Source organism: Stenotrophomonas sp. I18B00994, from assembly GCF_014145825.1.
Lineage (GTDB): Bacteria > Pseudomonadota > Gammaproteobacteria > Xanthomonadales > Xanthomonadaceae > Stenotrophomonas > Stenotrophomonas maltophilia.
In genome coordinates, this window is sequence record NZ_JACIUW010000030.1 from 1 (window position 1) to 25,087 (window position 25,087).

A 25,087-nucleotide genomic window follows, 5' to 3' on the forward strand; every position below is an offset into this window, starting at 1 on the left:
CGAGGGGCTGAGGGTAGTGCCGGCCGCTGGCCGGCTGCCGGCATATCCGGATGGGTCCATGGGGAGCCGGCCAGCGGCCGGCACTACCCACATCCGGATGGGTCCATGAGGAGCCGGCCAGCGGCCGGCACTACCCACATCCGGATGGGTCCATGGGGAGCCGGCCAGCGGCCGGCACTACCCACATCCGGATGGGTCCATGGGGAGCTGGCCAGCGGCCGGCACTACCCACATCCGGATGGGTCCATGAGGAGCCGGCCAGCGGCCGGCACTACCCACATCCGGCGGGAATCATGCGGAGCCGGCATCCCGAAACGGAAAAGGCCGGCATTCGCCGGCCTTTTCCTTCACCACGCCAGGGCGTGGATCATTCCGATTCCCACCACATCCAGAAGCTGTCCCACAGGCGCTTGAAGAAGCCGGCCTGCTCGACGGCGGCCACGGCCACCAGCGGTGCCTCGGCGATGACCTTGCCATCCAGGGTGACCTTCACGGTACCGATCTGCTGGCCGGCGGTGAACGGTGCTTCCAGGGTCTTGGGCACGTCGATGCTCGGCTTCAGGTCGTTGTAGCGGCCGCGCGGCACGCTGACCAGCATCGGCTGGGCCACGCCCAGCTGCACCTTGTCGGTGGTGCCCTTCCAGACCTTGTGCTCGGCCACGGCCTTGCCCGGCTCGTAGAGGCGGTGGGTCTCGAAGAAGCGGAAGCCCCAGTTCAGCAGGGCCAGGCTGTCATCGGCACGCTGCTTCTCCGACGCACCGCCCAGCACCACTGCGATCAGGCGCTGGTCGCCACGCTGGGCCGAGCTCATCAGGCAGTAGCCCGCCTCGGAGGTGTGGCCGGTCTTGATGCCGTCCACGCTGCCATCGCGCCACAGCAGCAGGTTGCGGTTCGGCTGCTTGATGTTGCCGACCTGGAATTCCTTGATCTTGTTGTACGCGTAGGTTTCCGGGTAATCGCGGACCATCGCGCGGCCCAGCAGCGCCAGATCGTAGGCGGTGCTGTGGTGGCCCTGCGCGGTCAGGCCATGGGCGTTGACGAAGTGCGAGTCCTTCATGCCGATCTTGGCGGCGTAGCTGTTCATCAGCGAGGCAAAGGCCTCTTCGCTGCCGGCCACATGTTCGGCCAGGGCGATCGCGGCATCATTGCCGGACTGGATTGCCATGCCCTTTTCCATGTCTTCCAGGCGCGCGGTCTGGTTGACCGGGAAGCCGCTGTAGCTCCCATCGGTGCCAGCGCCGCCCTCGCGCCAGGCGCGCTCGCTCATCATCACCTGGTCATCCGCACGGACCTTGCCGTTCTTGACCTCGGCGGCGATCACGTACGACGTCATCACCTTGGTGATGCTGGCCGGGGCCAGCTGCTCGTGGATGTTTTCACCAGCCAGCACCTGGCCGGTGGCGTAATCCATCAGCACCCAGGCCTTGGACACGCTTGGCGCCGGGGCCGGCGGAGTGGCGACGGTGGCCGGGGCGGCGGCGGACGCCGGCGTGGCCGGAGTCGGCAGCGGCGTCTGGGCGGAAGCCAGGCCCACCACCAGGGTGGCGGCCAGGGCGGTGGCGGCGGAACGGAAATTCATTGGACAGCAGGCTCCAGGGGACGGCCGGGAATGGAGGGTGGAACGTAACGGCCATTGTAAGGCCGGGGGAGCATGGGCCGGCAGCACCGGCCCGGGCGGATCAGTCCTTGACGATCTGCGGCGAACCCAGGCCCAGACCGGCGATGCGCCCGACAAGTTCCGCCGCACTGGCATGGTCGCTTGCCGGAACACGCAGGCGGAACAGGGTGCGGCCACCGGCGGCGATGTCGCTGATGGTCGCGCCGACGATGCCGGCGGCACTGAGCTGGCCCATCGCGCGGTTGGCGTTGTCGCGGTTGGAGAAGCTGGCGACCTGCACCATCACCGCGCCGACCATCTGCTGCGACAGGCTCGGCGCCGCCGCGGCGGCACGCACCGGTGCCGGTGCCACCGCGCGCGGGGCCGTGCTGGCGACAACCGCCGGAGCCGGCGCGGAGTTGCGCACCACCGGCGCGCTTGGCGGCAGGCTGCTGACCGCCACATCCGGCGCGGTGCTGGCCACGCCCCGGGTGGTGGCCGGCTGGCCGCGGGCCGGGGCGCCATCGGTCGGCAAGCGGTTGACCAGGCGATCGATATCACTGTCGGTGGAAGCACGTGGCGCCGGCGCCGGGCGCGCACTGGCCACCGCGGTGGCGGCAGCCGCTTCAGCCGCACGACGCTCGCGACGCGACGGCTTCTGCGCCATCAGGTTGCTCTCGCCCGGTTGCAGCGCGCGCACCTCGACATTGCCGGTACCGCGTTGGGTGATGCCCAGGCGCACGGCGGCGGCATAACTGAGATCGACCACGCGGCCGTCATGGAACGGGCCACGATCGTTGACACGCACGATCACCGACTCGCCGTTGTCCAGGTTGGTCACGCGGGCGAAGCTGGGCAGCGGCAGCGTCTTGTGCGCGGCAGTGAACTGGTACATGTCGTAGACCTCGCGGTTGGAGGTCAGGCGGCCATGGAACTTGGCCCCGTAGTACGACGCGGTGCCGCGCTCGACGTAGTCATGGGTGTCGTCGAGCACCTTGTACGACTTGCCCAGCACCACGTACGGCGACTTGTTGCCGATGGCCGAACGTTCCTCGGCGGTCACTTCCGGCTCGGGGATGCAGGCCACGTTGGGAATGTAGTCGGGCGTGCTGTCACGCACGCCTGGTTTGTACAGGCCACCAGCGGTGTAATTGCCGCGGGTGCTGAGGTCTTCCTTGGCCGCTGCATACGGCGAACCTTCCGGGCAGTGCGCCGGTCGCGAACCACGGCCCTGCACCAGCGTGCCGCTGGACTTGCCACCATGGCCGGCCGTGGCCGGCTTCTTCGGCGCGCTGCTGCAGGCCGCCAGCGCGAAGACGATCAAGCTCGGGACCAACCATCTGATGTTCATGCCGGGGGCAGCTCCTGTCCGGCGATGGCCTGGGACAGCTGGAACACGGCCATCGCGTACATCTTCGAGAGGTTGTAGCGGGTGATCGCGTAGTAGTTCTGGAAGCCCAGCCAGTACTGCTTGCCGGTGCTGCCTTCCAGGGTGATCGGGGTGGCGGTGGCGCCCGGCTGCACCGGCGTGCTCGGCTGGTAGCCGCGCTGTGCGAGGTCGGCCAGCGACCAGGTGGGCATCCATTCGGTCGGGTTGAACTCCTCGCGGCCCGTGGCCAGCGTGGCCGGTACCGCAACCTGGCCACCACGCACCCAGCCCCCCTTCTTCACGAAGTAGTTGGCGATGGAGGAGAACACGTCGTCGTAGCTGTTGAACAGGTCGCGTCGACCATCACCGTTGCCGTCCACCGCGTAATCGAGGTAACTGGACGGCATGAACTGGCCCATGCCCATCGCACCGGCATAACTGCCCTTGAGCGTGGTGATGTCCAGTTTCTCTTCACGGCCCAGCTCGAACAGCTTGGCCAGCTCATCGCGGAAGAACAGTTCGCGGCGCACTTCGCGTTCGAGCTTGGCCGGGTCGCCGCTGCGTGGGTAGTAGAACGCCAGCGTGTACAGCGCATCGAGCACGCGATGGCTGCCGGCATTCTTTCCGTAACTGGTTTCCACGCCGATGATCGCCACGATCACTTCGGCCGGCACGCCGGTGCGCTGCTGCACGCGATCCAGTTCGGCACGGTGTTCGGCCAGGAACGCGCGGCCGCCATCAATGCGTGCCTTGCTGATGAACATCGGCCGGTATTCGTTCCACGGCTTGACCCGCTCGGCCGGGCGCGACATCGCGGCGATGATCGGCTGGCGCACCTGCGCCTGGTCGAGCACGCTGCTGATCTGCTCCGGCTTCAGGCCATAGCGCTTGGCGGTATCGGCAATGAAGCGGGCCCGCGCGACCTCGAATGGCACCGGGGTGAGATCGACCGGCGGCGCGGTAGCCGCAGTTGCTTCGGGTGCAGCCTCGGCCGGCCCATGGGCCCTGGTGGCGGGCTGGCGCGGCGTACTGCTGGCCTGGGGTGAAGACGGTGGGGACTTCGGCTGGGTCGCGCAGGCGACCAGGCCGAGGGTGAGCATGCAGGCCAGAGTGCGTCGAATCATCGTCGCAGGTTAGCAGGTCATGGATGAATTAAAACCCCTAACACCATGAATCACAACGATTTGCTCGTGTTCAGCGGGAAATGTGAAGGCGTCGTGATCGTGCTTCCCCATTCAGATAGAGGTGGCCGGTTGCGTCCCCATCCCCGCAGACGCAACCGGCGACCGGATCCGGTCGATACCTGCGCGGCTGCCGCTCCCCAGTGGCAGTGCCCCGCGCTCCTTGTATCCGTTGGATCAGTACTGCTTCCCGCCCGGCGCCCCCTCGCGCTGCAACGATAGACGGCGCGCCGTGCCGAACGGGCCGCCATTGTGCAGGCCGATTACGACAAGTCCATTGATCAAGATCAACGCGGCGTAAAAATGTGAACCAGCTAACGTTTTTTGCGGACTTTGGTCAGCGAGTGTGCTGTCCTGCATCGTTGTGAGAACGCTTCCACAGCGAGCGTTGCGCAGAGTCAGGAAGTTTCCAGCCAACGGCGCAGCCCCTCGTGGGTCGCCGCGAAAAGCAGTTAACGGGTGAGGCCAGGTAGATGGGCTGCGCAGGGGCCGCTGCAAGTACGTCCATGTAGCTCGGTCGCCGCATCCATGCGGCTCACGCCCCTGCGCAGCCCATCTACCCGGCCACGGACAGGTTCCGTGCGTGTCTACCCACGGAGAAGAAAGAGAAGATCAAAAGCAAAAGCGGCTTGGCGGGTCGCTTCATTGTCTTGTGTGGAGCCGAACCATGCTCGGCTCACAAGCAAGCGCAGCGCCGCGACCCGCTTTTGCTTTTCTCTTTTTTCTCCGTGGGTGGCAGACCGCCAAAATCTGTCAGAGGGCGGTCGGGTTGGGTACGTGGGGGTGTCAGCCGCATGGATGCGGCTGTCAAGCCTCCAGGGACGGATTCACGGCGTCCCCCGCGTACCCAACCCGACCGGCCCACCCGCGGCTTCTGCTTTCCGCGACCACCCAGACACCACCCACGAGGGGCTGCGCCGTTGGCTGGAAACCCTATCCCCCGTGCACGGGCCGGTGCCCGCGCACCGCCATCACCAGCCCGATACCCGCCAGCAGCGACACCGCCGAGGTGCCGCCATAGCTGATCAACGGCATCGGAATGCCCACCACCGGCAGCAGGCCGGAAATCATCCCGCCGTTCACCAGTACGTACACGAAGAACGCCAAGCCCAGGCTGCCGGCCAGCAACCGTGCGTGCGTGTCGCGGGCGTGCACCGCGATCCACAGGCAGCGGCCGACCACGAACAGGTACAGCGCAAACACGGTGGCCACGCCGATCCAGCCGAACTCTTCGGCCAGCACCGAGAACGCGAAGTCGGTGGTGTACTCAGGCAGGAAGTCCAGCGTGGCCTGGGTGCCCTGCCCCCAGCCGCGCCCGTCCCAGCCACCGGAGCCGATCGCGATGCGCGACTGCAGGATGTTCCAACCGGTGCCAAGCGGATCCGCCGACGGATCAAGGAAGGTCAGCACGCGATCCTTCTGGTACTGCCGCAGCAGGCCGAACCAGGCCAGCGGCGCGGCAACGGCAAGGCCCGTCGCGCCAGTTGCCACCCAGCCCCAGTGCAATCCGGCCAACAGCAGCGCGAACACGCCGCTGGCGGTAACCAGCGTGGCGGTGCCCAGGTTGGGCTGCATCAGGATCAGCACGGCGGGTACACCGATCAGCACGGTGGTGGTCAGTACGGTGCGCGGCGACGGTGGCAGCGGTTGCCGATGCAGGTACCAGGCCATCATCAGCGGCAGGCTGAGCTTGAGCAGTTCGGACGGCTGCAGGTAGAACACGCCGAGATTGAGCCAGCGCTGCCCGTACTTGCCTGTACCGATCACATACACCGCCATCAGCGGCAGCATCGACAGCGCATAGATTGCCGGCGTCCACGCGCGCAGCCGCAGCAGCGAAACGCGCGACAGCAGCCACATCGACGCCAGGCCACCGGCAAAACGCGCCGCCTGCCCAGCCACCGGACCGGACACGCTGTGCAGCACCGCCAGGCCCGCGCCCATCAGGATCAGCAACGCGATCAGCAACGGCAGATCGATCGTGCGCGCCACCTCACGGCAGCCGCCAAGCAGTCGTTTCCATTCCACGCGGGCACGGTAGCAATGCGTGCTTGCGTGAAGCTGTCAGGGTGCGCGTGCGCTTGTAGAGTCAAGCCGTGCTCGACTCTACAGAACAGCGGAAGCAATCGAGCAGATGGAAGCGCGACGAAGCGCGCGACCGGTGCTAGCCGTAGCCGCCGTGCACCGGGTTGTGACTGCGTACGGCCATCACCAGGCCGAAGCCGGCCAGCAGTGACACCGCCGAGGTACCGCCGTAGCTGATCAGCGGCATCGGCACGCCCACCACCGGCAGCAGGCCGGAAATCATCCCGCCGTTCACCAGTACATAGACGAAGAACGCCAGGCCGGTAGCGCCGGCCAACAGGCGCGAATAGGAATCGCGCGACTGGCTGGCGATCCACAGGCAACGCCCGATCACCACCAGGTACAGGGTCAGCACCAGGGCCACACCCATCCAGCCGAATTCCTCGCTCAGCACCGAGAACGCGAAGTCGGTGGTCTGTTCGGGAATGAAGTTCAGGTGCGACTGCGAGCCCTCGCCCCAGCCCTTGCCATCGAAGCCGCCGGACCCGATCGCGATCTTCGACTGGATGATGTTCCAGCCGGCCCCCAGTGCATCCATCTCCGGGTCCAGGAACATCATGATGCGGTCCTTCTGGTACGGCCGCAGCAGCCAGAACCAGGCCACCGGCGCGACCGCAGCCACGCCGCCCACGCCCAGCCCGACCCACCACCACGGCAGGCCTGCCAGCAGCAGTACGAACACGCCGCTGGCGGCGATCAGCACGCCGGTACCGAAGTCGGGCTGCAACATCACCAGGCCGGTCGGCACGCCGATGATGATCAAGGCCACCAGCACGGTGTTGAAGCGCGGCGGCAGCGGCATCTTGTGCAGGTACCAGGCCACCATCATCGGCAGGCTGACCTTCAGCAGCTCGGCCGGCTGCAGGTAGAAGAACTTCAGGTCCAGCCACTGCCGGCCGTACTTGCCGGTGCCGAGCACGAACACCGCCAGCAGCGGAATCATGGAGATCGCATAGATCATCGGCGTGGCCGAGCGGATGCGCAGGATCGGCACCCGCGAGATGCCCCACAGTGCAGCCATGCCCACCGCGAAACGCGCGCCCTGGGCCATCACCAGGCCGTCGCCACCGGCACTCTTCAAGGTGGCCAGGCCGATCACCATCAGCGCGCCCAAGGCCAGGCACAACACCCAGTCCAGCGTGCTGAAGAAGCGGCGCAGCATGTCGCCGGCCCAGCGCAGGAACACTTTCATCGTGCGGGCTCCGCAACCGTCGGGCGTGGCGTGGCCGGCAGTGCGGCAGCGGCCGGCGTGCCCGGCTGCGGCGCAGGGGCCGGTTCGGGGGCGGGGGCTCCCACCTGCACCGGGTGTTCGCCCAGCTGCGCGGCCGCCAGATCACCGGCCTGGCGTGCGCCGGCGTCTTCGTTGTCGAACGCGGTGGCACCGATGGCGGTGGTACCACGCTCGCTGTCCAGCGGCTGCATGCCCTCGGGCATCTTGCCCAGCAGGTAGGCATCGAACACCTTGCGGGCGATCGGCGCAGCAGCCGAACCACCATAGCCACCGCCTTCCACCGCCACCGCGATCGCGATCACCGGGTTTTCGACCGGCGCGAAGCCGACGAACAGCGCGCGGTGGCGCAGGTGCATCGGCAGGCTCTTCGGGTTCACCGCTGCGGTGCCCTTGCGGCTGATGACCTGCGCGGTACCGGTCTTGCCGGCCATCACGTACGGCGCACCGACCGCCACGCGCCAGCCGCTGCCGCCCGGCCGCATGGTCGCCATCATGCCCTCGCGCACCGCCTGCACGTTGTTGGGGTTGGGGCTGACCGGCTTGCTCTCGCCGGGCGGCGTCGCGGTCCAGTCGCTGTCGAAGCCGTCGCGCTGCTGGATCACCAGGTGCGGGGTGCGCAGCTGCCCGTCGGCCAGCGCGCTGACGCCGCGCGCCAACTGCAGCGGGGTGACCTTCCAGTCGCCCTGGCCGATGCTGATGTTGACCGTATCGCCGGGGTACCAGGCTTCCTTGCGGGTCTTCCGCTTGTAGGCCGGCGACGGCAGGATGCCGCCGATTTCGCCGGTGAGGTCGATACCGGTCGGCTGGCCGAAGCCGTAGTACTCCATGTAATGGTCGAAGCGCTCGATGCCCAGGTCCAGCGCCAGCTTGTAGTAGTAGGTGTTGACCGACTCGGCGATGGACTTGCGCAGATCGGTCCAGCCATGGCCGCCACGATGCGCATCACCCCAGCCACGGCTGGTGCCGGGCAGGTAGAACATGCCGGTGGACAGCACCTTGTCTTCCGGGCGGCGCACGCCCGAGTCCAGGCCGGCCAGCCCGATCAGCGGCTTCAGCGTGGAACCGGGAGCGACACCGCCGAGCACCAGGCGGTTGAACTGCGGCCGCGACGGGTTCTCGTTCAGCGCCTTGAAGTCGGCATGGGAAATGCCGTTGACGAACAGGTTGGGGTCGTAGGACGGCAGGCTGACCATCGCCAGCACCTCGCCGGTACGCGGGTCCATCGCCACTGCCGAGCCTTCCTGGTCGCCGAAGGCGGCCACCATGGCACGCTGCAGGTCCGCGTCGATCGACAGCCGCAGGTCGGCGCCGGACTGCGCGGCCACCCGGCCGATGGTGCGGATGGCACGGCCCTGCACGTTGGTTTCGACCTGCTCGTAGCCGACCTTGCCGCGCAGCTGCTGCTCGTAATAGCGCTCCAGGCCGGACTTGCCAATGTGGGTCAGCGCGGCATTGCCTTCGCCGAGGATCTCCAGGTCCTTGTCGTCGACGCGGCCGACATAGCCGATGATGTGCGCGAACAGGTCACCGTACGGATAACGCCGGGTCAGGTAGGGCTCAAGCTCGACGCCGGGGAAGCGCCAACGGTCGACGGCGAAGCGCGCCATCTCCTCGTCGCTCATGCGCAGCTTCAGCGTGACCGGCAGGAACTTGCGGCGCGCCTTGCGCGACTTGTTGAACGCTTCCAGCTCTTCCGGGCTGATGCTGATGATCTTCGCCAGCCCTTCCAGGGTGGCGTCCATGTCCTTGACCTTGTCCGGCGTCACGTCCAGGCGGAACGCTGGCACGTTCTCGGCCAGCAGGCGACCGTTGCGGTCGTAGATCATGCCGCGCCCGGGCACCACCGGCCGCGGCTTGATGCGGTTGGCTTCCGAGCGCGTGGCGTAGACGTCGTGATCCAGCACCTGCAGCTTGAAGTACCAGCCGCCCAGGCCCAGCAGGCAGACCAGCACGCCCAGGAAACCCAGCGCCGCACGGCGGCGGAACTGTTCGGCTTCGGCGTGCGGGTTCTTGACCTGGCGGCGCGGGATCATGGCTCAGCGCCCGCGCTTGCCGAAGCGCACTGCGTCCAGCAGCACGAACACCAGCGGCCACAGGCCCATGCCCAACAGCGGCGCCCACCAGTACGACCACGGCAGGGTCGGCTCGCCCACCAGGATGTGGACCAGCGCGCTGACGATGCGGTCGTTGAACAACAGGCCACCGATGGCCAGCATCTGCTGCGACATCGGGAAGAAGCGGATGCGGGCGCGGAAACGCTGCAGGATGAAGGCCAGCATCACCAGCCGCAGCGCCTGTTCGCCGAGCACGCCGCCGTACAGCAGGTCGGCGACCACGCCGCTGGCGAAAGCGATGCCCAGGCCGACGCGCTCGGGCGTCTCGATCACCCAGTACGCCAGTACCAGCGCCAGCCAGTACGGGCGCAGCGGCTGCAGCAGCGCCGGCAACGGCAGCAGGCCCAGCAGCAGGGCTACGACCAGGCTGGCCGGCAATACCCACGGGTTGTCGCGCAGGCGGCTCATCGCTGGGCCTCCGGCGTGGTCGGTTGCCGGCCAGCGGCCGGCACTACCGGGGCAGCAGGATCAAGCGAGGATACGGGGGCAACAGTCCTCGTTTGCGACGAGGGCTGTTGCCGGCCAGCGGCCGGCACTACCGGAGCAGCAGGATCAAGCGAGGATGCGGGGGCAACAGTCCTCGTTTGCGACGAGGGCTGTTGCCGGCCAGCGGCCGGCACTACCGGGGAGCTGACCGGAGCTGGCGTCGTTGTCGCTGGCGCGGCTCCCGCAGGCACGGTGGCGCCGGTGGCCGGGCCACCCGGAGTGGTTTCTTCCAGCTGCAGGCGCAGTTCCGGCGGAATGCGGATCGCCGCACCGGGGCGCAGCAGCAGCACATCACGGCCACGATCCAGCTGGGCGGCTGGCTTCAGTTCGCCGACCAGGAAGGCATGGGTGTCGTCCGGGCGCAGGCCGGTGATGGTGCCGACCGGGAAGCCGGCCGGGAAGCGGCCACCGAGGCCGGAGGTGACGATCTCATCGCCCACTTCCACACCCGCGCTGAGCGGGATGTCGCGCAGCTCCAGCGTGTCGCCGCGGCCGTAGACGATCAGGCGTACGCCGTTGCGGGCCACGGTGACCGGCACCGCGTGGTCGGGGTCGGTCAGCAGCAGCACGGTGGAGGTACCGCCGGTGACGCTGATCACCTGCCCCATCAGGCCACCGGCATCGATCACCGCCTGCCCGACGTGCACGCCTTCGCGGCTGCCGGCGTCGAGCACCAGGCGCTGCTTCACCGGGTCCAGGTCGATATCCAGGATCGGCGCCAGCTGCACGTCCAGGCCACTGCGCTCGGCCACGTTCAGCAGTTCGCGCAGCTGGGCGTTGTCCAGCGCCGCGGTCTGCAGACGGGTCAGGCGCGCGTTGGCCAGCAGCAGCTGGTTGCGCAGTTCACGGTTCTCGGTGACCAGCTGGGTGTGGCTGGCCGCGGAATCCTTGACCTGGTTGCCGAGCTTGCCGGGCAGACCCGCCAGTGCCCACACAGGCTGCACCAGGCTGTTGGCCTGCTCGCGCAGGCGCGCCAGCCAACCCGCCTGATCGTCAAGGACGATCAGTGTGATGGCCAATGCAAGATAGGCCAGTAACCGCAGGGGGCTGGCGGCATCACCGGATCGGGAGGCAACGGGAGGACCGGCGTAGGGCGGCACGGCAACGATTCAACTGGCAGAAGGCGGAAGGGAAACACGCGGACGCCCCGCCGGTGCCGGCCCGCCATCGCGGCGGGCCGCACCCCGGAAGGGCGCGGCGGGCGGGAACGGCCGGGACGGCTTATTCCGGCGCAAAGAACTCGTTGCCGTGCATGTCCACCAGTTCCAGCGCACGACCGCCACCGCGGGCCACGCAGGTCAGCGGATCGTCGGCCACCTGCACGTGCAGGCCGGTTTCCTCGGAGATCAGGCGGTCCAGGTCACGCAGCAGGGCGCCGCCGCCGGTCAGCACGATGCCGCGCTCGGCAACGTCGGCACACAGTTCCGGCGGGGTCTGCTCCAGCGCCAGCTTGACCGCGCTGACGATGCCCGACAGCGGTTCGTGCAGGGCTTCAAGCACCTCGTTGGAGCTGATCTTGATCATCTTCGGCACGCCCTCGGCGAGGTTGCGGCCGGAGATCTCCAGCTCCTGCACCTCGGCCTGCGGGTAGGCACAACCCAGCTCGACCTTGATGCGCTCGGCGGTGGCTTCACCGATCAGCATGCCGTGGTTGCGGCGCACGTAGTTGGTGATGGATTCGTCGAAGCGGTCGCCGCCGATGCGGACCGAGGCCGAATAGACGATGCCGTTGAGCGAGATCACCGCCACTTCGGTGGTACCGCCGCCGATGTCGATGACCATCGAGCCACGGGCTTCGGTGACCGGCATGCCGGCGCCGATCGCGGCAGCCATCGGCTCTTCGATCAGGTACACGTCACGGGCACCGGCTTCCTCGGCCGATTCCTTGATCGCGCGGCGCTCGACCTGGGTCGAACCGGCCGGCACGCAGACCAGCACGCGCGGGCTCGGGCGCAGCACGCGCGACTTGTGCACCTTCTTGATGAAGTGCTTGAGCATCGCCTCGGTGTAGGTGAAGTCGGCGATGACGCCGTCCTTCATCGGGCGGATGGTGGTGATGTGGCCCGGGGTACGGCCGAGCATCTGCTTGGCCTCGGCGCCAACGGCTGCCACCGAGCGGGTGCCACCGATGGCACGGTCCTGGCGCACGGCCACGACCGACGGCTCGTTCAGCACGATCCCCTGCCCGCGCACGTAGATGAGGGTGTTGGCCGTGCCCAGGTCGATGGACAGGTCGTTGGAGAACATGCCACGGAGTTTCTTGAACATCTGAGGAAGGAGTCCTGAGGGGTGTCGTGCCCGCCGCGGGATGGCGAAAAAATGGGCAGAAATCGAGGCCGACAAGCCTAGCAACCCGCCTGCCGCCGAGCAAGGAAAAAACTAGCTGAACCCGCGTCTTCACAGGCTTTCGGCCTGATCGGGCATCACCCGGTTCTGGCCCTGAGCGGCACCAGCGGGTAACCTTTGCGCCGTCGGGCGCCCAAGGGCGCCGTTTGCTTGCCCGCTGAACCGGGCCGGCCCACCCCAAAATTCACCGCATAGGCTTACATCGATGTCCGCTCTGATCTGTGGTTCTCTTGCCTTCGACACCATCATGGTGTTCCCGGACCAGTTCAAGAATCACATCCTGCCGGACAAGGTGCACATCCTGAACGTGTCCTTCCTCGTGCCGCGCATGCGCCGCGAGTTCGGCGGCTGCGCCGGCAACATCGCCTACAACCTGCACCTGCTGGGCGGCCAGCCGATCCCGATGGGCACCGTGGGTTCGGACTTCGGCCCGTACCGCGAATACTTCGAAGGCCTGGGCATCGACCTGTCGCGCGTGCGCGTGATCGACGAGCTGTTCACCCCGCAGGCATTCATCACCACCGACCACGACAACAACCAGATCACCGCCTTCCACCCGGGCGCGATGATGCGCTCCTACGAGAACCATGTGCGCGGCGTGCCGGGCGTGACCCTGGGCCTGGTCGGCCCGGACGGCCGCGAAGGCATGATCCAGAACGCACAGGAATTCCACGAGGACGGCATTCCGTTCATCTTCGACCCGGGCCAGGCCATGCCGCTGTTCAACGGCCCCGAGCTGCGCGCCTTCATCGATCAGGCCGACTACGTGGTGGTCAACGACTACGAGTCGAACCTGCTGCAGGAGCGCACCGGCTGGGACGAGAAGGAGATCGTCAGCCGGGTCAAGGCCTACATCACCACCCGTGGCCCGAAGGGTGCGGTCATCCACACCCCGGAAAAGAGCTACGACATCCCGCCGGCGCACGAACGCCGCGTGGTCGATCCGACCGGCTGTGGCGACGCCTTCCGCGCCGGCCTGATCTACGGCATCCAGAAGGGTTACGACTGGCTGACCATCGGCCGCATGGGCAACCTGATGGGCGCGCTGAAGGTCGAGCACCCGGGCACGCAGAACCAGCGCTTCACCTTCGATGAGTTCAACGAGCAGTTCAAGCAGCAGTTCGGTTACGCGCTGGGCGCGTAAGCCGAACTGCCCGCGCATTCCACCTTGTCCCCGCGCCTTCGGCGCGCCCTCTTGAACAACAAGGGGGCTTTCCACCCGATGCGCTGCTGGGAATGCTGTTGGTAGGTGTCGACCTTGGTCGACACTGCCGGCCAGCGGCCGGCACTACCCCTTCTGCCAGGCCGCCAACCTGGCCACGGGTGTTCTGGTAGGTGTCGACCTTGGTCGACACTGCCGGCCAGCGGCCGGCACTACCCCTTCTGCTGCCAGGCCGCCAGCCTGGCCACCGGTGTTCTGGTAGGTGTCGACCTTGGTCGACACTGCCGGCCCGCGGCCGGCACTACCCCTTCTGCTGCCAGGCCGCCAGCCTGGCCACCGGTGTTCTGGTAGGTGTCGACCTTGGTCGACACTGCCGGCCAGCGACCGGCACTACCCCTTCTGCTGCCAGGCCGCCAGCCTGGCCACGGGTGTTCTGGTGGGTGTCGACCTTGGTCGACACTGCCGGCCAGCGGCCGGCACTACCCCTTCTGCTGCCAGGCCGCCAGCAAGGCGCGGCAATCGGCGAAATGCCAGTCGGCGCTGCCGGGCCACGGGTTCTCCGGCAGATTGACCAGCACGGTGTGGGTGCCCGCGGCGCGCCCGCACTCCAGGTCGTAGGCGTGGTCACCGACCATCACCGCGTGCGCAGCCCCGATGCCCCAGCGACGAAGATGCTGCTGCAGGCCATCCGGCGAGGGCTTGGGCACCGCTTCGTCGCGGCCGATGATGTCGGCGTCGTCGAACAACGCCCCGACCCCGATCGCCTCCAGCGTCAGCTTCGCCAGCGCATGGTCGTTGCGGGTCAGGATGCCCAGTCGGCAACCCGCCGCCGCCAGCGCGCGCAGCAGCTTCACCGCCCCCGGCGCTGGCAGCGCGTCCTCGGCCAGAGCGCGCTCGTGATCCAGCAGCCACGCGCGCTTGGCCTGCGCCGGTGCGTCGGGCAATGCCGCGATATGGTCGAGGATGTCTTCCTCCGCGGCGATCTCCAGCGCGCGGCGGATCGCGGCGAAATCATGCACGGCCACCGTCAGCGTGCCGTCCATGTCGAACACCCAGTGCCGGATCGCGGACAACGCGTGCACTGCGCTGCCCGTCGCAACCCTCACTGCCACCACTGCGGCATGCGGCTGGCGTCGACACCGCCGGTTTCGAACACGGCCGTGCGCGTGCCACCGGCCTTGACCGGGAACTCGATGCTGATCGACTTGCCCTTGCGCGCCAGCTTCCACAGTGCCTTCTGATCGGTGATGAACAGGGCGATGGCTTCATCGGTCTTCGGGCGCCAGGCCGCCATTGGTACCGGCTTGCCGTCATCCACGGTCACTTTCACCGTGCATTGCGGGCAACGGAAATCACCGGCCTGCAGCACCAGGTAGGCATGCCGTTTCCACTCCGGATGATCGCGGAACACCAGCTGCACCGGTTTGGCGCCGCTGCCATCCACGTCCACCCGTTCCTTGCTGTAGATCTGCGCCGAGACCTGGTTGCCCTTGCTGCCCACCGGAATCTGGTTGTACTGCCATAGCCCCTGCATGCGGCGCAGGTCGCGCGCGGCGTCGCCCTTGGCCTTGACCTCGTCGAAGCCTGCGGCGATGCGCTCGGCGGCGGCGGTGTCCTTGTACTGGTCCAGCAGCGAGGCACCATGCAGGCGCGCGCGTTCCCAGTCCTGCGCGGCCACGGCCATGTCGTACTGCTTGGCCACGTCTTCGGCCTTGGCCTCCTTCTGCGCCTGCGCGGCGGCCGCAGCGGCTTCCTGCGCCCTGCGTTCCTCTTCCGGGTTGCTGCAGGCGGCCAGGGCCAGGGTGCAGGCGGTGAGCAGGATCAGTCGTTTCATGGCGGAGGTCCTATGCGAGTGCATCCCGATTCTATCGGCAGCGAAAAGCGGATACACCAACGGCGGGTTTCCCCGCCGTTGGTGGTGAAGCAGTGACCGGTTGCCGGCCAGCGGCCGGCACTACCGCTTACTTGGCTTCAGCCTTGGCCAGCATGTCCTGGACCGAGGCGGTGGTGATCGGGTGGTAGCCCGGTTTGGCCTTTTCGAAGGCCTGCTTGGCCAGTTCCAGACCCTTCGGGGTCTTCACCAGTTCGGCGTAGATCGGCAGGATCAGCTTGCGACGGCCGACGCGCTCGATGAATGCAGCCGCCCCTTCATTGGCCTGCTCGTAGCCGCTGCGGATCGCCAGCGGGTACCAGCGCATGGCGATCTCGCCATTGGGGGTGCCGGTGAAGTGGAAGGCCTTGTCCAGCGTGGCCAGCTTGTCCAGCGGCTGGGTCGCACCGAGGCCGTCGATGAAGCGCACCCATTCCTGGGTGCTCCAGTCGGCGATGACCTGGCTGCTGGGCACGGTGCCGGCGCTGGCGAATGCGATGCGCGCGGTATCGACGCTGCTGAAGTTGCGTGACTGCGCCTTGGCCGCGAACGCCGGGATGCCCGGCTCGTCCAGCCACGCCTTCAGTTCGGCCTCGGTCACGGCCGACGGATTCTTCGGCAGCAGGTTCTTCTTCATGTACGCGACGAACTGGTCGGTGTTCGCGCTCTGGAAGGCGTGGTCATCGAACCAGCCGCGCAGGAACGGATCGAAGGTCTCGCGGCCGAAGCGCTGCTCCAGGAATTCCAGGAACCACGCACCCTTGACGTAGGCGACCTGGCTGAGGGCTTCGTCGGGATCACGCTCGTTCAGCGGCGGCAGCGCCAGTGCCTGGTCGGCCGGGCTCATGTCCTTCACTTCGGCCAGCAGGTCGGTCTGGTCGATCTGCTTCTCCATCTCGGCCATCTCCTTGCCGTACAGGGCTTCGGTGATGCGGCCCTGGACGTAGGTGGTGAAGCCTTCATTGAGCCAGATGTCCTTCCAGCTGGCGTTGGTCACCAGGTTGCCCGACCAGCTGTGCGCCAGCTCATGGGCCACCAGCGAGACCAGCGACTTGTCGCCGACGATCACGGTCGGGGTGGCGAAGGTCAGACGCGGGTTTTCCATGCCGCCGAACGGGAACGACGGCGGCAGCACCAGCATGTCGTAGCGGCCCCAGCGGTATTCGCCGTACAGCTTCTCGGCGGCACCGATCATCTTCTCGGTGTCTTCGAATTCCTTGGCGGCCTTGTTGACCATGGTCGGCTCGGCCCAGACGCCGGAGCGGCCGGAGATCGGCTCGAACACCAGGTCGCCGGCCGCGATGGCCAGCAGGTAGGACGGAATCGGCTGCGGCATCTTGAAGGTGTAGTCACCGTCACGCGCCGCCTTCGGATCGTTGTCGGCGCTCATCAGCACCATCACGTCCGGGCGCGAGACCACGTGCGCGCTGTAGGTGAAACGCACGCTCGGGGTGTCCTGCAGCGGCACCCACGAACGGGCGTGGATGGCCTGCGACTGGCTGAACATGAAAGGCAGCTTCTTGCCCTCGGTCATCGACGGTGCCAGCCACTGCAGGCCCGATGCGGTCGGCGCGGTGTGGTAGGTCACTTCCACCTTGGCCGGCTGTTCCGGGGCCTCGATGGTCAGCTTGCTGCCGAACACCTTGTCAGCGGCGGCCAGCTCGAACTTCAGCGGGCTGCGCGCGCCATCGGCGGCGACGGCCTCGACCTTGGACACGGTCAGCTCGCGGGTGTCGAGCACCAGCTGCCTGGCGTCCTTCTGCTTCCATTCCAGGGTGTAGGTGGCGGTGCCGCCGATCTGCTTCTGGTCGAAGTCCAGCTTCAGATCCAGCGCGATGTCCTTGATGACGACCTTGTCCGGCTCGGCGTACGAGCTTTCGTCGTGGCTGCGGTTCTCGGCGTTCACGGGGGCGGCAGGGGCCTTTGCGGCAGTCGGGGCGGCGGCGGGCGCGGCCGCCTCCTGGGAGCAGCCGGCGGCCAGGGCCACGGCCAGCGGAAGGAGCATCAGCGGATTACGCATGAATCGGGACCGTTACGGGGATCAAACCCCAATGGTACCTCCCTCCGGCCCGGCAGGCGTTGCGCGGTGCGGGGTAATGGCAGGCAAGCCGATCCTGAGCCTCGGGCGCATGCCAACCAAGGTTGGCATCTACAGGCAGGTACCAACCTTGGTTGGCACGGATCCATCAACGCATGCGGCAGGTCCGTGCCGACCAAGGTCGGCACCCACCAGAGCGGATCACCGCAGCGGGCGAGCACCAACCAAGGTTGGCACCCACCAGAGCAGGGCTTACAGCTTGTAGCCGGAGTGGATCGAAACGATGCCGCCGGTCAGGTTCTTGTAGTGGCAGCGCTCGAACCCGGCCTGCCCCATCATCGCCTTCAGTTCATCCTGCGGCGGGTGCTTGCGGATGCTCTCGGCCAGGTACTGGTAGCTGTCCGAGTCATTGGCGAACAGCTTGCCCAGCTTCGGCAGGATCTTGAACGAGTGGAAGTCGTAGATCGGCTTGAACCAGTCCGCGGTGACTTCGGAGAACTCCAGCACGCGGGCCTGGCCGCCCACCTTCAGCACGCGGTACATCTCGCGCAGGCCAGCGTCCTTGTCGGTCACGTTGCGCAGGCCGAAGGCGATGGTGACCAGGTCGAAGCTGTTGTCCGGGAACGGCAGGGCCTCGGCGTTGCACTGCACGTAGTCCAGGCCGAGCACCAGGCCGCGGTTGGTCAGGCGGTCACGGCCGACCGACAGCATGCCGGCGTTGATGTCGCCCAGCACCACCGAGCCCTCGGCGCCGACGCGCTCCTTCAGCAGGGCGGCGATGTCACCGGTGCCGCCCGCCAGATCGAGCACGCGGTCGCCCGGCTTCACCTGCGCGGTGGCCACGTAGTAGCGCTTCCACGCCCGGTGCACGCCCAGGCTCATCAGGTCGTTCATCAGGTCGTAGTTGCGCGCGACCGAGGTGAACACCTGGCCGACCAGCTTCTGCTTGTCCTTGGCGGCGACGTCGCGGAACCCGAAATGGGTGGTACCGGCTTTGTAGGGGGATTCGCTCATGGCCCCGATTATCGCACCGCCGGGGGCCAGCGGCACCCCCTGCCCGTATCATGGCGGGCCACGACTTACCGGAGCCCCGCATGATCACCACGCCCGACTACCAGGCCCTGCTGCAGACCGCCATCGCCGAAGCCCGCCAGGGCCTGGCCGAGGGCGGCGTGCCGATCGGCGCGGCCCTGTACCACAACGACGGCCGCCTGCTTGGCTGCGGCCACAACCGCCGCGTGCAGGAAGGCGACCCGTCGGTGCACGGCGAGACCGATGCGTTCCGCAAGGCCGGCCGCCAGCGCCGTTACCAGGACACGATCATGGTCACCACCCTGGCACCGTGCTGGTACTGCTCTGGCCTGGTGCGCCAGTTCAACATCGGCACCGTGGTGGTGGGCGAATCGCGCACCTTCCAGGGCGGCATCGACTGGTTGCGGGAAAATGGCGTCAACGTGGTCGACCTGGACAGCCAGGAATGCGTGGACCTGCTGGGCGGCTTCATTGCGCAGTACCCGGAGATCTGGAATGAAGACATCGGTGAATGATCACCACGCAATGTCCTGTTGAACCCGTTTAATGAACGCTTCAGTGCCGGCACGCCCTAGTGCCGGCAGCGTTTGCGGCCATTGCCGTGAACCAGTGCACAGTCAGCTGCGCAACGTGCACACGCTGCGATAACACCCCGCCCGGCTGCCGCGCCTAGGGTGGGGTTACCGGGACTTCTTTCCCCGGCGGAGCCAGCCATGTGCGCGCACGCCGTACGACCTGCACCAGACTCGATCCTCGACCCGATCCGCGAACGCCTGCAGCGGCAATATGCACTGCACCGGCGCGGCGCGTTGTTCTGGACCGCCTACCAGCGCATGCAACTGGAGCTGGTCCGTCGCCATCCGCTCGACCACGAGCGCCTGTGCAACGCGATGGCCACCCTGGCCGAAGATCTCGGTGCCGTCGAGCATGCGCAGTTGATCGGACATGACAACGCCAGCTCCACATCGCGCTGACGCGGCATGCACCGCCACATACGCCACACTCCGATGAACCCCCACTCCCTTTCCACTCAACCGAACTGGATTGTCATGCACGCTGAAGTCCCAACCATTCCTCCGGTCATCAACGTTGACGCCGAGCTGGATCACTGGCGCCGCCAACATGCCGAAGGCGCACTGCCGCACAACTCGTTCGGCTCGTACGTGCCGTGGATCAAGTTTGCCTGCGATTCGCTGATCACCCAGCCGCGCGCCAGCGAGGCCGAACGTGACGAGATGTTCCAGACCCAGTACGCCCTGCAGATCATGCCGCGACTGAGTGAAGCCCAGGCCCGCGAATTCGTCGACCGTTGCTGGCAGCACGTCTACCAGAGCAGTCCGGTGCGCAGCCTGCAGGCACCGCGGCTGCAGCGCATGCGCGCCTGACCGCCGCTGCACGGCGCCTGCACGGGCCACTGCCGATCATCCTCGTCACCTGAGTGGGACGACGACGATGAAAGTACGAAACCTGTTCAATACGATCGCCAAGAAGGCCGCGGCCGCCACCGGCTCGCCGTGGACCTTCCTGGCTGCAGTAGCGATCGTGGTGATCTGGGGCATCAGTGGCCCGGTGTTCGGTTTCAACGACACCTGGCAGCTGGTGATCAACACCGGCACCACCATCATCACCTTCCTGATGGTGTTCCTGATCCAGCACACGCAGAACGCGGACACCGCCGCGATGCAGATCAAGCTGGACGAGCTGATCCGGGCGACGGCCGAAGCCAACAACGAACTGTTGGATCTGGAAGAACTGGACGAAGCGCGCCTGGAAGAGATCCGCGCCGAGTACGAGCAGATGGCGCGCGAAGCCGGTGATGCGCTCGCGCGCGTTCGCGCCTGCCATGCAGCGCGGCGCGACGATGAAGCGGTGTAGCGGGCCCGGGAATGACAATGCCGGCCAGCGGCCGGCACTACCATCGATCATCAGGGTAGAGCCGGCCGCTGGCCGGCTGTCCTTCAGCTGCGCTCGTGCCAGCCACCGCCCAGCACCTTGTACAGGGTGATGCGGTTGGCCTGCTGCGCCAGCTGCGCCTGCAGCTGGGTCTGTTGTGCGTTGTAGGCCGTACGACGTGCATCCAGCAGGGTCACGAAGCTGTCCAGGCCCGCGTCGTAGCGCGCCTGCGACAGGCGGTTGGCCTGTTCGGCCGCTTCCACCAGGCGCTGCTGTGAACTCACCTGCTCGTCCAGGCTGACATTCAACGCCAGCGCATCGGCGGTTTCGCGGAAGCCCACCTGGATCGACTTCTCGTACTGCGCCAGAGCGATATCACGATCCGCGTTGGCGATGGCCAGGTTGGCGCGCAGCTTGCCGCCCTGGAAGATCGGCAGCGTGATCTTCGGCAGGAAGCTCCACACGCGCGTACCGCTGTCGAACAGGTTGGACAGTTCGCTCGAACCACTGCCGATGCTGCCGGTCAGCGAGATGCTCGGGAAGAACGCCGCGCGTGCCGCACCGATGTTGGCGTTGGCCGCCAGCAGCTGGTGTTCGGCGGCCATGATGTCCGGGCGCTGCAGCAGCACGTCGCTGGGCAGGCCGGCCGGCGGCGGTGCCAGTGCAAGCAGCTGCGGCTCGATGCTGTCCGGCAGCAGCGCCGGATCCAGCTGGCCACCGGCCAGCAGCGCCAGCGCGTTGCGGTCCTGGGCCAGCTGGCCACGCAGGCGTGCGGCGTCCGTACGCGCGGTCTCGACCAGGGTACGGGTCTGGGTCAGCTCCAGCGCCGAACTGCCACCACGTTCGTGGCGGGCCTCGGCCAGGCGCAGCGAATCCTCGTAGGTCTTCAGCGTGGCATCGGCGATCTTCAGCCGCTGCGCATCGGCACCGTAGGTCAGCCATGCGGTGGCCGTCTCGGCCACCAGGCTCAACTGCGCGTTGCGGCGGTTGGCGGCGACGGCGAAGTACCGCTGCAGCGCGGCTTCACTGAGATTGCGCACGCGGCCGAACAGATCCAGCTCGAACTCGGCCACGCCGACACCGGCGGTGAACTGTTCGTTGACACCGGCGTCGGTGCCCTGGCGCTGCATCTGGCCGGTAACGGCCACGCCGGGCACGCGATCAGCGCGCTGCACACGGTACTGGCCGCGCGCGCGCTCAACGTTGAGCACGGCCACGCGCAGATCGCGGTTGTTCTGCAGCGACTGGTCGATCACCTGCTGCAGGCGCGCATCGGTGAAGAAGTCGCGCCAGCCGACGGCGGCGACATCGGCCACCTCGCCCCGCGCGGCCTCGGCCGGCCACTGCGCCGGGATCGCCGGGGCGACAGCGGTGTTCTTCGGCACCAGGGTGGAGCAGCCGGCGAGCGCGAGCACAGCGGCAATGGAAAGGAACAGGGATGCACTTTTCATGGGAATGACTTCCATCGGTACTGCCGGATGGCAGGAGGTCATGCCGGCCAGCGGCCGGCACTACCGTTTCGACAACGCCAGCCTGAGGCCGGCATGACCGTTTCAGGTCACGTCGTGGATTTGCGCTTGAACACGCGCTGCACCACCACGAAGAACAGCGGCACGAAGAACACACCGAGCACGGTGCCGACGATCATGCCGCCGAGCACGCCGGTGCCGATCGCCTGCTTGGCGCCGGAACCGGCACCGGTGGAGATCGCCAGCGGTACCACGCCCATGCCGAAGGCCAGCGAGGTCATCACGATCGGACGCAGGCGGTCGCGCACGGCATGCATGATCGATTCGATCAGGCCTGCGCCCTTCTCCAGGTTCTCCTTGGCGAACTCCACGATCAGGATCGCGTTCTTGCTGGTCAGGCCCACCGTGGTCAGCATCGCCACCTGGAAGTAGATATCGCGTTCCAGGCCCTTGAAGGTATTGGCCAGCACCGCGCCGAGGATGCCCAGCGGGGCCGCCAGCAGCACTGCGGTCGGCACGCTCCAGCTTTCGTACATCGCGGCCAGGCACAGGAATACGATCATCAGCGAGAGCGTGTACAGCAGTGGCGTCTGCGAGCCAGCCTGGCGCTCCTGGTACGACATCGCCGTCCATTCGATGCCGAAGCCCGCCGGCAGCTGCTTGGCCAGCTGTTCGATCTCGGCCATGGCATCACCGGAGGCGACACCCGGGGCCGGTTCGCCCTGGATTTCCATGGCCGACACACCGTTGTAGCGTTCCAGGCGTGGCGAACCGTAATCCCAGTGCTTGGTAGCGAAGGCACTGAACGGCACCATTTCACCCTTGTCGTTCTTCACGGACCAGAGATCGAAGTCCTCCGGCACCATGCGGAACGGCTGGTCGGCCTGCACGAACACACGCTTGACGCGGCCACGATCGACGAAGTCGTCGATGTACGAGCTGCCCCACGCGGCGGCCAGCGTGCCGTTGATCTGGTCGATCGACAGCCCCAGCGAGGTCGCCTTGGCCGCGTCGATGTCGATGCGGAACTGCGGCGTGTCCTCCTGGCCGTTCGGGCGCACGTTGGCCAGCTTCTTGCTGCCGGCGGCGAGGCCGAGCAGCTGGTTGCGCGCGGCCACCAGTGCCTCGTGGCCCTGGCCGCTGTTGTCCTTCAGGAAGAAGGTATAGCCCGAGGCGGTGCCCAGTTCCGGGATGGCCGGCGGCGGGAAGGCGAAGATGAAGGCATCCTTGATCTGGCCCAGGGCCGCCATCGCGCGTCCGGTGATCGGCATCACGCCATTGTTGGCGTCACGCTCGCTCCAGTCCTTCAGCTTGACGAACGCCATGCCGGCGTTCTGGCCCATGCCGGCGAAGCTGAAGCCCTGCACCGAGAACACCGAGTCCACCGCATCCTTCTCGTTCTGCAGGAAGTGGTTTTCCAGTGCCGCGATCGATTCCAGCGTGCGTTCCTGGGTGGCACCCACCGGGGCCTGCACCAGCGCCATCAACACGCCCTGGTCTTCGTTGGGCAGGAATGAGCTGGGCAGGCGCACGAACAACACGCCCATCAGCACGAACAGCGCCGCCACGATGCCCATGAAGCGCCAAGGGCGATGGATGATGCCGCGCACGCCACGCTGGTAGCTTTCGCTGGTGCGGTCGAATCCACGGTTGAAGCCATTGAAGAAGCGACCGGCCAGGCCGCGGTGGGCAACGTGGTGCTCACCCTTCTTCAGCGGCTTGAGCATGGTCGCGCACAGCGCCGGGGTCAGCACGATCGCGACCAGCACCGACAATGCCATCGCCGAGACGATCGTGGCCGAGAACTGGCGGTAGATCACGCCGGTGGAGCCACTCATGAAGGCCATCGGCACGAACACCGCCGACAACACCAGGCCGATGCCCACCAGCGCGCCGGTGATCTGGCCCATCGACTTGCGGGTCGCCTCGAGCGGCGACAGTCCTTCCTCGGACATGATGCGCTCGACGTTCTCCACCACCACGATGGCATCGTCCACCAGCAGGCCGATCGCAAGCACCATCGCGAACATGGTCAGCATGTTCACCGAGAAGCCGAGCATGGCCAGCACGCCGAAGGTACCCAGCAGCACCACCGGCACGGCGATGGTCGGGATCAGGGTGGCGCGGAAGTTCTGCAGGAACAGGTACATCACCACGAACACCAGCACGATCGCTTCGATCAGGGTCTGCACCACGCCCTTGATCGACACGCGCACGAACGGGGTGGTGTCGTACGGGACCTCCGCCTTCAGCCCGGCCGGGAAGAAGCTCTTCATGTCTTCCAGCGCGGCATTCACACCAGCGGCGGTATCGAGCGCGTTGGCGCCGGTGGCCAGGGTCACCGCCAGGCCGCTGGCCGGCTGGCCGTTGTAGCGGGTGACGAAGTCGTAGGACTCGGCACCCAGCTCGACGCGGGCGACATCCCCCAGGCGCAGCTCGGCACCGTCCTGCGCACCGCGCACGATGATGTTGCGGAACTGTTCCGGGGTCTGCAGGCGCGACTGCGCGTTGATGGTGGCGTTGAGCTGCTGGCCCTTGATCGACGGTGCACCGCCAAGCTGGCCGATGGCCACCTGCGCGTTCTGTGCCTTGATCGCTGCGGTCACTTCCGCAACCGACAGGCCATAGGTATGCAGCTTGTTCGGATCCAGCCAGATGCGCATGGCGTACTTGCCACCGAACACCTGGATGTTGCCCACGCCTGGCACGCGGCTCAGGCGATCGACAACATTGGAACCGACGTAGTCGGCGATGTCGTTGGCGTCCATGCTGCCGTTCTCGGACACGAACGCGATGACGTTCAGGAAGCCCGAGCTGGACTTGGCCACGTTGATGCCCTGCCGCTGCACTTCCTGCGGCAGCAGCGGCATGGCCAGCTGCAGCTTGTTCTGCACCTGCACCTGGGCGATGTCCGGGTTGGTGCCGCTCTCGAAGGTCAGAGTGATGGTGGCCTGGCCGTTGGACGAGCTGTTGGAGGAGAAGTAGATCAGGCCATCAAGGCCCTTCATGTTCTGCTCGATGATCTGCGTCACCGAGTCCTCGACCACCTTGGCCGATGCACCCGGGTAGGTGGCGCTGATTTCCACCGCCGGCGGTGCGACGTTGGGGTACATCGAGACCGGCAGCTTGAACAGGGCCAGGCCGCCGGCGAGCATGATGATGATGGCGATCACCCACGCGAAGATGGGTCGATCGATGAAAAAGCGTGCCATGG

20 protein-coding genes are annotated in these 25,087 nt (G+C 66.9%); 5 read left to right on the forward strand and 15 right to left on the reverse strand.

All coding sequences use genetic code 11. The annotated features are described in order from the left end of the window. Positions 1-367: 367 nt before the first annotated feature. The 9 genes from H4O10_RS20735 to H4O10_RS20775 form a co-directional block, all read right to left on the reverse strand. Positions 368-1,579: a D-alanyl-D-alanine carboxypeptidase family protein gene (locus tag H4O10_RS20735; RefSeq protein WP_049452934.1), complete on the reverse strand. Its 1,212-nt coding sequence runs from the start codon at positions 1,577-1,579 to the stop codon at positions 368-370. A 100-nt stretch (positions 1,580-1,679) separates the two neighbouring features. After that, positions 1,680-2,948: a septal ring lytic transglycosylase RlpA family protein gene (locus H4O10_RS20740; protein WP_033834548.1), complete on the reverse strand. Its 1,269-nt coding sequence runs from the start codon at positions 2,946-2,948 to the stop codon at positions 1,680-1,682. Next, the gene (mltB, locus tag H4O10_RS20745) at positions 2,945-4,090 is read right to left on the reverse strand and encodes a lytic murein transglycosylase B (protein WP_033834549.1); all 1,146 of its coding nucleotides are present in this window, start codon (positions 4,088-4,090) and stop codon (positions 2,945-2,947) included. Before mltB ends, H4O10_RS20740 begins: the two co-directional genes overlap by 4 nt. Before the next feature lie 990 nt (positions 4,091-5,080). Next, positions 5,081-6,175, reverse strand: coding sequence for a rod shape-determining protein RodA (rodA, locus tag H4O10_RS20750; protein ID WP_033834551.1), 1,095 nt, complete (start codon positions 6,173-6,175; stop codon positions 5,081-5,083). 136 nt (positions 6,176-6,311) lie between these two features. After that, positions 6,312-7,424 carry a rod shape-determining protein RodA gene (gene rodA, locus H4O10_RS20755; protein ID WP_005411073.1) on the reverse strand — a complete coding sequence of 371 codons (1,113 nt, stop codon included), beginning with the start codon at positions 7,422-7,424 and terminating at the stop codon, positions 6,312-6,314. Further along, the gene (gene mrdA, locus H4O10_RS20760; RefSeq protein WP_049433260.1) at positions 7,421-9,496 is read right to left on the reverse strand and encodes a penicillin-binding protein 2; all 2,076 of its coding nucleotides are present in this window, start codon (positions 9,494-9,496) and stop codon (positions 7,421-7,423) included. Before mrdA ends, rodA (H4O10_RS20755) begins: the two co-directional genes overlap by 4 nt. A 3-nt stretch (positions 9,497-9,499) precedes the next feature. After that, the gene (gene mreD, locus H4O10_RS20765) at positions 9,500-9,985 is read right to left on the reverse strand and encodes a rod shape-determining protein MreD (RefSeq protein ID WP_005411075.1); all 486 of its coding nucleotides are present in this window, start codon (positions 9,983-9,985) and stop codon (positions 9,500-9,502) included. After that, entirely contained in the window at positions 9,982-11,163 is a 1,182-nt protein-coding gene (gene mreC, locus H4O10_RS20770) for a rod shape-determining protein MreC (RefSeq protein WP_088470627.1), read from the reverse strand. Before mreC ends, mreD begins: the two co-directional genes overlap by 4 nt. Positions 11,164-11,284: 121 nt before the next feature. Next, on the reverse strand, positions 11,285-12,331 hold the full coding sequence (locus tag H4O10_RS20775; protein ID WP_005411077.1) for a rod shape-determining protein: 1,047 nt from the start codon (positions 12,329-12,331) through the stop codon (positions 11,285-11,287). 283 nt (positions 12,332-12,614) lie between these two features. On the opposite strand from H4O10_RS20775, the gene H4O10_RS20780 reads away from it, so the two are divergent. Then, on the forward strand, positions 12,615-13,553 hold the full coding sequence (locus H4O10_RS20780; protein WP_005411078.1) for a carbohydrate kinase family protein: 939 nt from the start codon (positions 12,615-12,617) through the stop codon (positions 13,551-13,553). A 497-nt stretch (positions 13,554-14,050) separates the two neighbouring features. Here the strand turns inward: H4O10_RS20780 and H4O10_RS20785 are convergent, their stop codons facing one another. The 4 genes from H4O10_RS20785 to ubiE form a co-directional block, all read right to left on the reverse strand. Continuing rightward, a complete protein-coding gene (locus H4O10_RS20785; RefSeq protein WP_049452255.1) occupies positions 14,051-14,686 on the reverse strand; it encodes an HAD family hydrolase in 636 nt (211 codons plus the stop codon). Further along, complete coding sequence (locus tag H4O10_RS20790; protein WP_033834554.1) at positions 14,674-15,405, reverse strand: lipoprotein; 732 nt, start codon at positions 15,403-15,405, stop codon at positions 14,674-14,676. Before H4O10_RS20790 ends, H4O10_RS20785 begins: the two co-directional genes overlap by 13 nt. 127 nt (positions 15,406-15,532) lie before the next feature. After that, the gene (locus H4O10_RS20795) at positions 15,533-17,461 is read right to left on the reverse strand and encodes a M1 family metallopeptidase (protein ID WP_049404068.1); all 1,929 of its coding nucleotides are present in this window, start codon (positions 17,459-17,461) and stop codon (positions 15,533-15,535) included. A 270-nt stretch (positions 17,462-17,731) separates the two neighbouring features. After that, positions 17,732-18,493, reverse strand: a complete 762-nt coding sequence (gene ubiE, locus H4O10_RS20800) for a bifunctional demethylmenaquinone methyltransferase/2-methoxy-6-polyprenyl-1,4-benzoquinol methylase UbiE (protein ID WP_005411082.1) — start codon at positions 18,491-18,493, stop codon at positions 17,732-17,734. An 80-nt stretch (positions 18,494-18,573) separates the two neighbouring features. On the opposite strand from ubiE, the gene H4O10_RS20805 reads away from it, so the two are divergent. The 4 genes from H4O10_RS20805 to H4O10_RS20820 all read left to right on the forward strand — a co-directional run bounded on the left by H4O10_RS20805 (position 18,574) and on the right by H4O10_RS20820 (position 20,386). Then, positions 18,574-19,026, forward strand: a complete 453-nt coding sequence (locus H4O10_RS20805) for a nucleoside deaminase (RefSeq protein WP_033834555.1) — start codon at positions 18,574-18,576, stop codon at positions 19,024-19,026. A 198-nt stretch (positions 19,027-19,224) separates the two neighbouring features. Next, complete coding sequence (locus H4O10_RS20810; protein WP_033834556.1) at positions 19,225-19,485, forward strand: hypothetical protein; 261 nt, start codon at positions 19,225-19,227, stop codon at positions 19,483-19,485. A 75-nt stretch (positions 19,486-19,560) separates the two neighbouring features. Next, entirely contained in the window at positions 19,561-19,896 is a 336-nt protein-coding gene (locus tag H4O10_RS20815; RefSeq protein WP_005411085.1) for a hypothetical protein, read from the forward strand. Positions 19,897-19,963: 67 nt separating this feature from the next. Continuing rightward, complete coding sequence (locus tag H4O10_RS20820; protein ID WP_005411086.1) at positions 19,964-20,386, forward strand: low affinity iron permease family protein; 423 nt, start codon at positions 19,964-19,966, stop codon at positions 20,384-20,386. An 83-nt stretch (positions 20,387-20,469) separates the two neighbouring features. Here H4O10_RS20820 and smeF read toward each other — a convergent pair whose 3' ends face one another. Together smeF and smeE are read right to left on the reverse strand one after the other, a co-directional pair. Next, positions 20,470-21,870: a multidrug efflux RND transporter outer membrane subunit SmeF gene (gene smeF / locus H4O10_RS20825; protein ID WP_141097867.1), complete on the reverse strand. Its 1,401-nt coding sequence runs from the start codon at positions 21,868-21,870 to the stop codon at positions 20,470-20,472. Positions 21,871-21,962: 92 nt separating this feature from the next. After that, positions 21,963-25,085, reverse strand: coding sequence for a multidrug efflux RND transporter permease subunit SmeE (gene smeE, locus H4O10_RS20830; RefSeq protein ID WP_005411088.1), 3,123 nt, complete (start codon positions 25,083-25,085; stop codon positions 21,963-21,965). Positions 25,086-25,087 lie beyond the last annotated feature (2 nt).

Bases quoted from the DNA above. Each gene is read 5' to 3' on its own strand.
- H4O10_RS20735 (WP_049452934.1), bottom strand. From the start codon at position 1,579: ATGAATTTCCGTTCCGCCGCCACCGCCCTGGCCGCCACCCTGGTGGTG.
- H4O10_RS20740 (WP_033834548.1), bottom strand. From the start codon at position 2,948: ATGAACATCAGATGGTTGGTCCCGAGCTTGATCGTCTTCGCGCTGGCG.
- mltB (WP_033834549.1), bottom strand. From the start codon at position 4,090: ATGATTCGACGCACTCTGGCCTGCATGCTCACCCTCGGCCTGGTCGCC.
- rodA (WP_005411073.1), bottom strand. From the start codon at position 7,424: ATGAAAGTGTTCCTGCGCTGGGCCGGCGACATGCTGCGCCGCTTCTTC.
- mrdA (WP_049433260.1), bottom strand. From the start codon at position 9,496: ATGATCCCGCGCCGCCAGGTCAAGAACCCGCACGCCGAAGCCGAACAG.
- mreD (WP_005411075.1), bottom strand. From the start codon at position 9,985: ATGAGCCGCCTGCGCGACAACCCGTGGGTATTGCCGGCCAGCCTGGTC.
- H4O10_RS20775 (WP_005411077.1), bottom strand. From the start codon at position 12,331: ATGTTCAAGAAACTCCGTGGCATGTTCTCCAACGACCTGTCCATCGAC.
- H4O10_RS20780 (WP_005411078.1), top strand. From the start codon at position 12,615: ATGTCCGCTCTGATCTGTGGTTCTCTTGCCTTCGACACCATCATGGTG.
- H4O10_RS20790 (WP_033834554.1), bottom strand. From the start codon at position 15,405: ATGAAACGACTGATCCTGCTCACCGCCTGCACCCTGGCCCTGGCCGCC.
- H4O10_RS20795 (WP_049404068.1), bottom strand. From the start codon at position 17,461: ATGCGTAATCCGCTGATGCTCCTTCCGCTGGCCGTGGCCCTGGCCGCC.
- ubiE (WP_005411082.1), bottom strand. From the start codon at position 18,493: ATGAGCGAATCCCCCTACAAAGCCGGTACCACCCATTTCGGGTTCCGC.
- H4O10_RS20805 (WP_033834555.1), top strand. From the start codon at position 18,574: ATGATCACCACGCCCGACTACCAGGCCCTGCTGCAGACCGCCATCGCC.
- H4O10_RS20810 (WP_033834556.1), top strand. From the start codon at position 19,225: ATGTGCGCGCACGCCGTACGACCTGCACCAGACTCGATCCTCGACCCG.
- H4O10_RS20815 (WP_005411085.1), top strand. From the start codon at position 19,561: ATGCACGCTGAAGTCCCAACCATTCCTCCGGTCATCAACGTTGACGCC.
- H4O10_RS20820 (WP_005411086.1), top strand. From the start codon at position 19,964: ATGAAAGTACGAAACCTGTTCAATACGATCGCCAAGAAGGCCGCGGCC.
- smeF (WP_141097867.1), bottom strand. From the start codon at position 21,870: ATGGAAGTCATTCCCATGAAAAGTGCATCCCTGTTCCTTTCCATTGCC.
- smeE (WP_005411088.1), bottom strand. From the start codon at position 25,085: ATGGCACGCTTTTTCATCGATCGACCCATCTTCGCGTGGGTGATCGCC.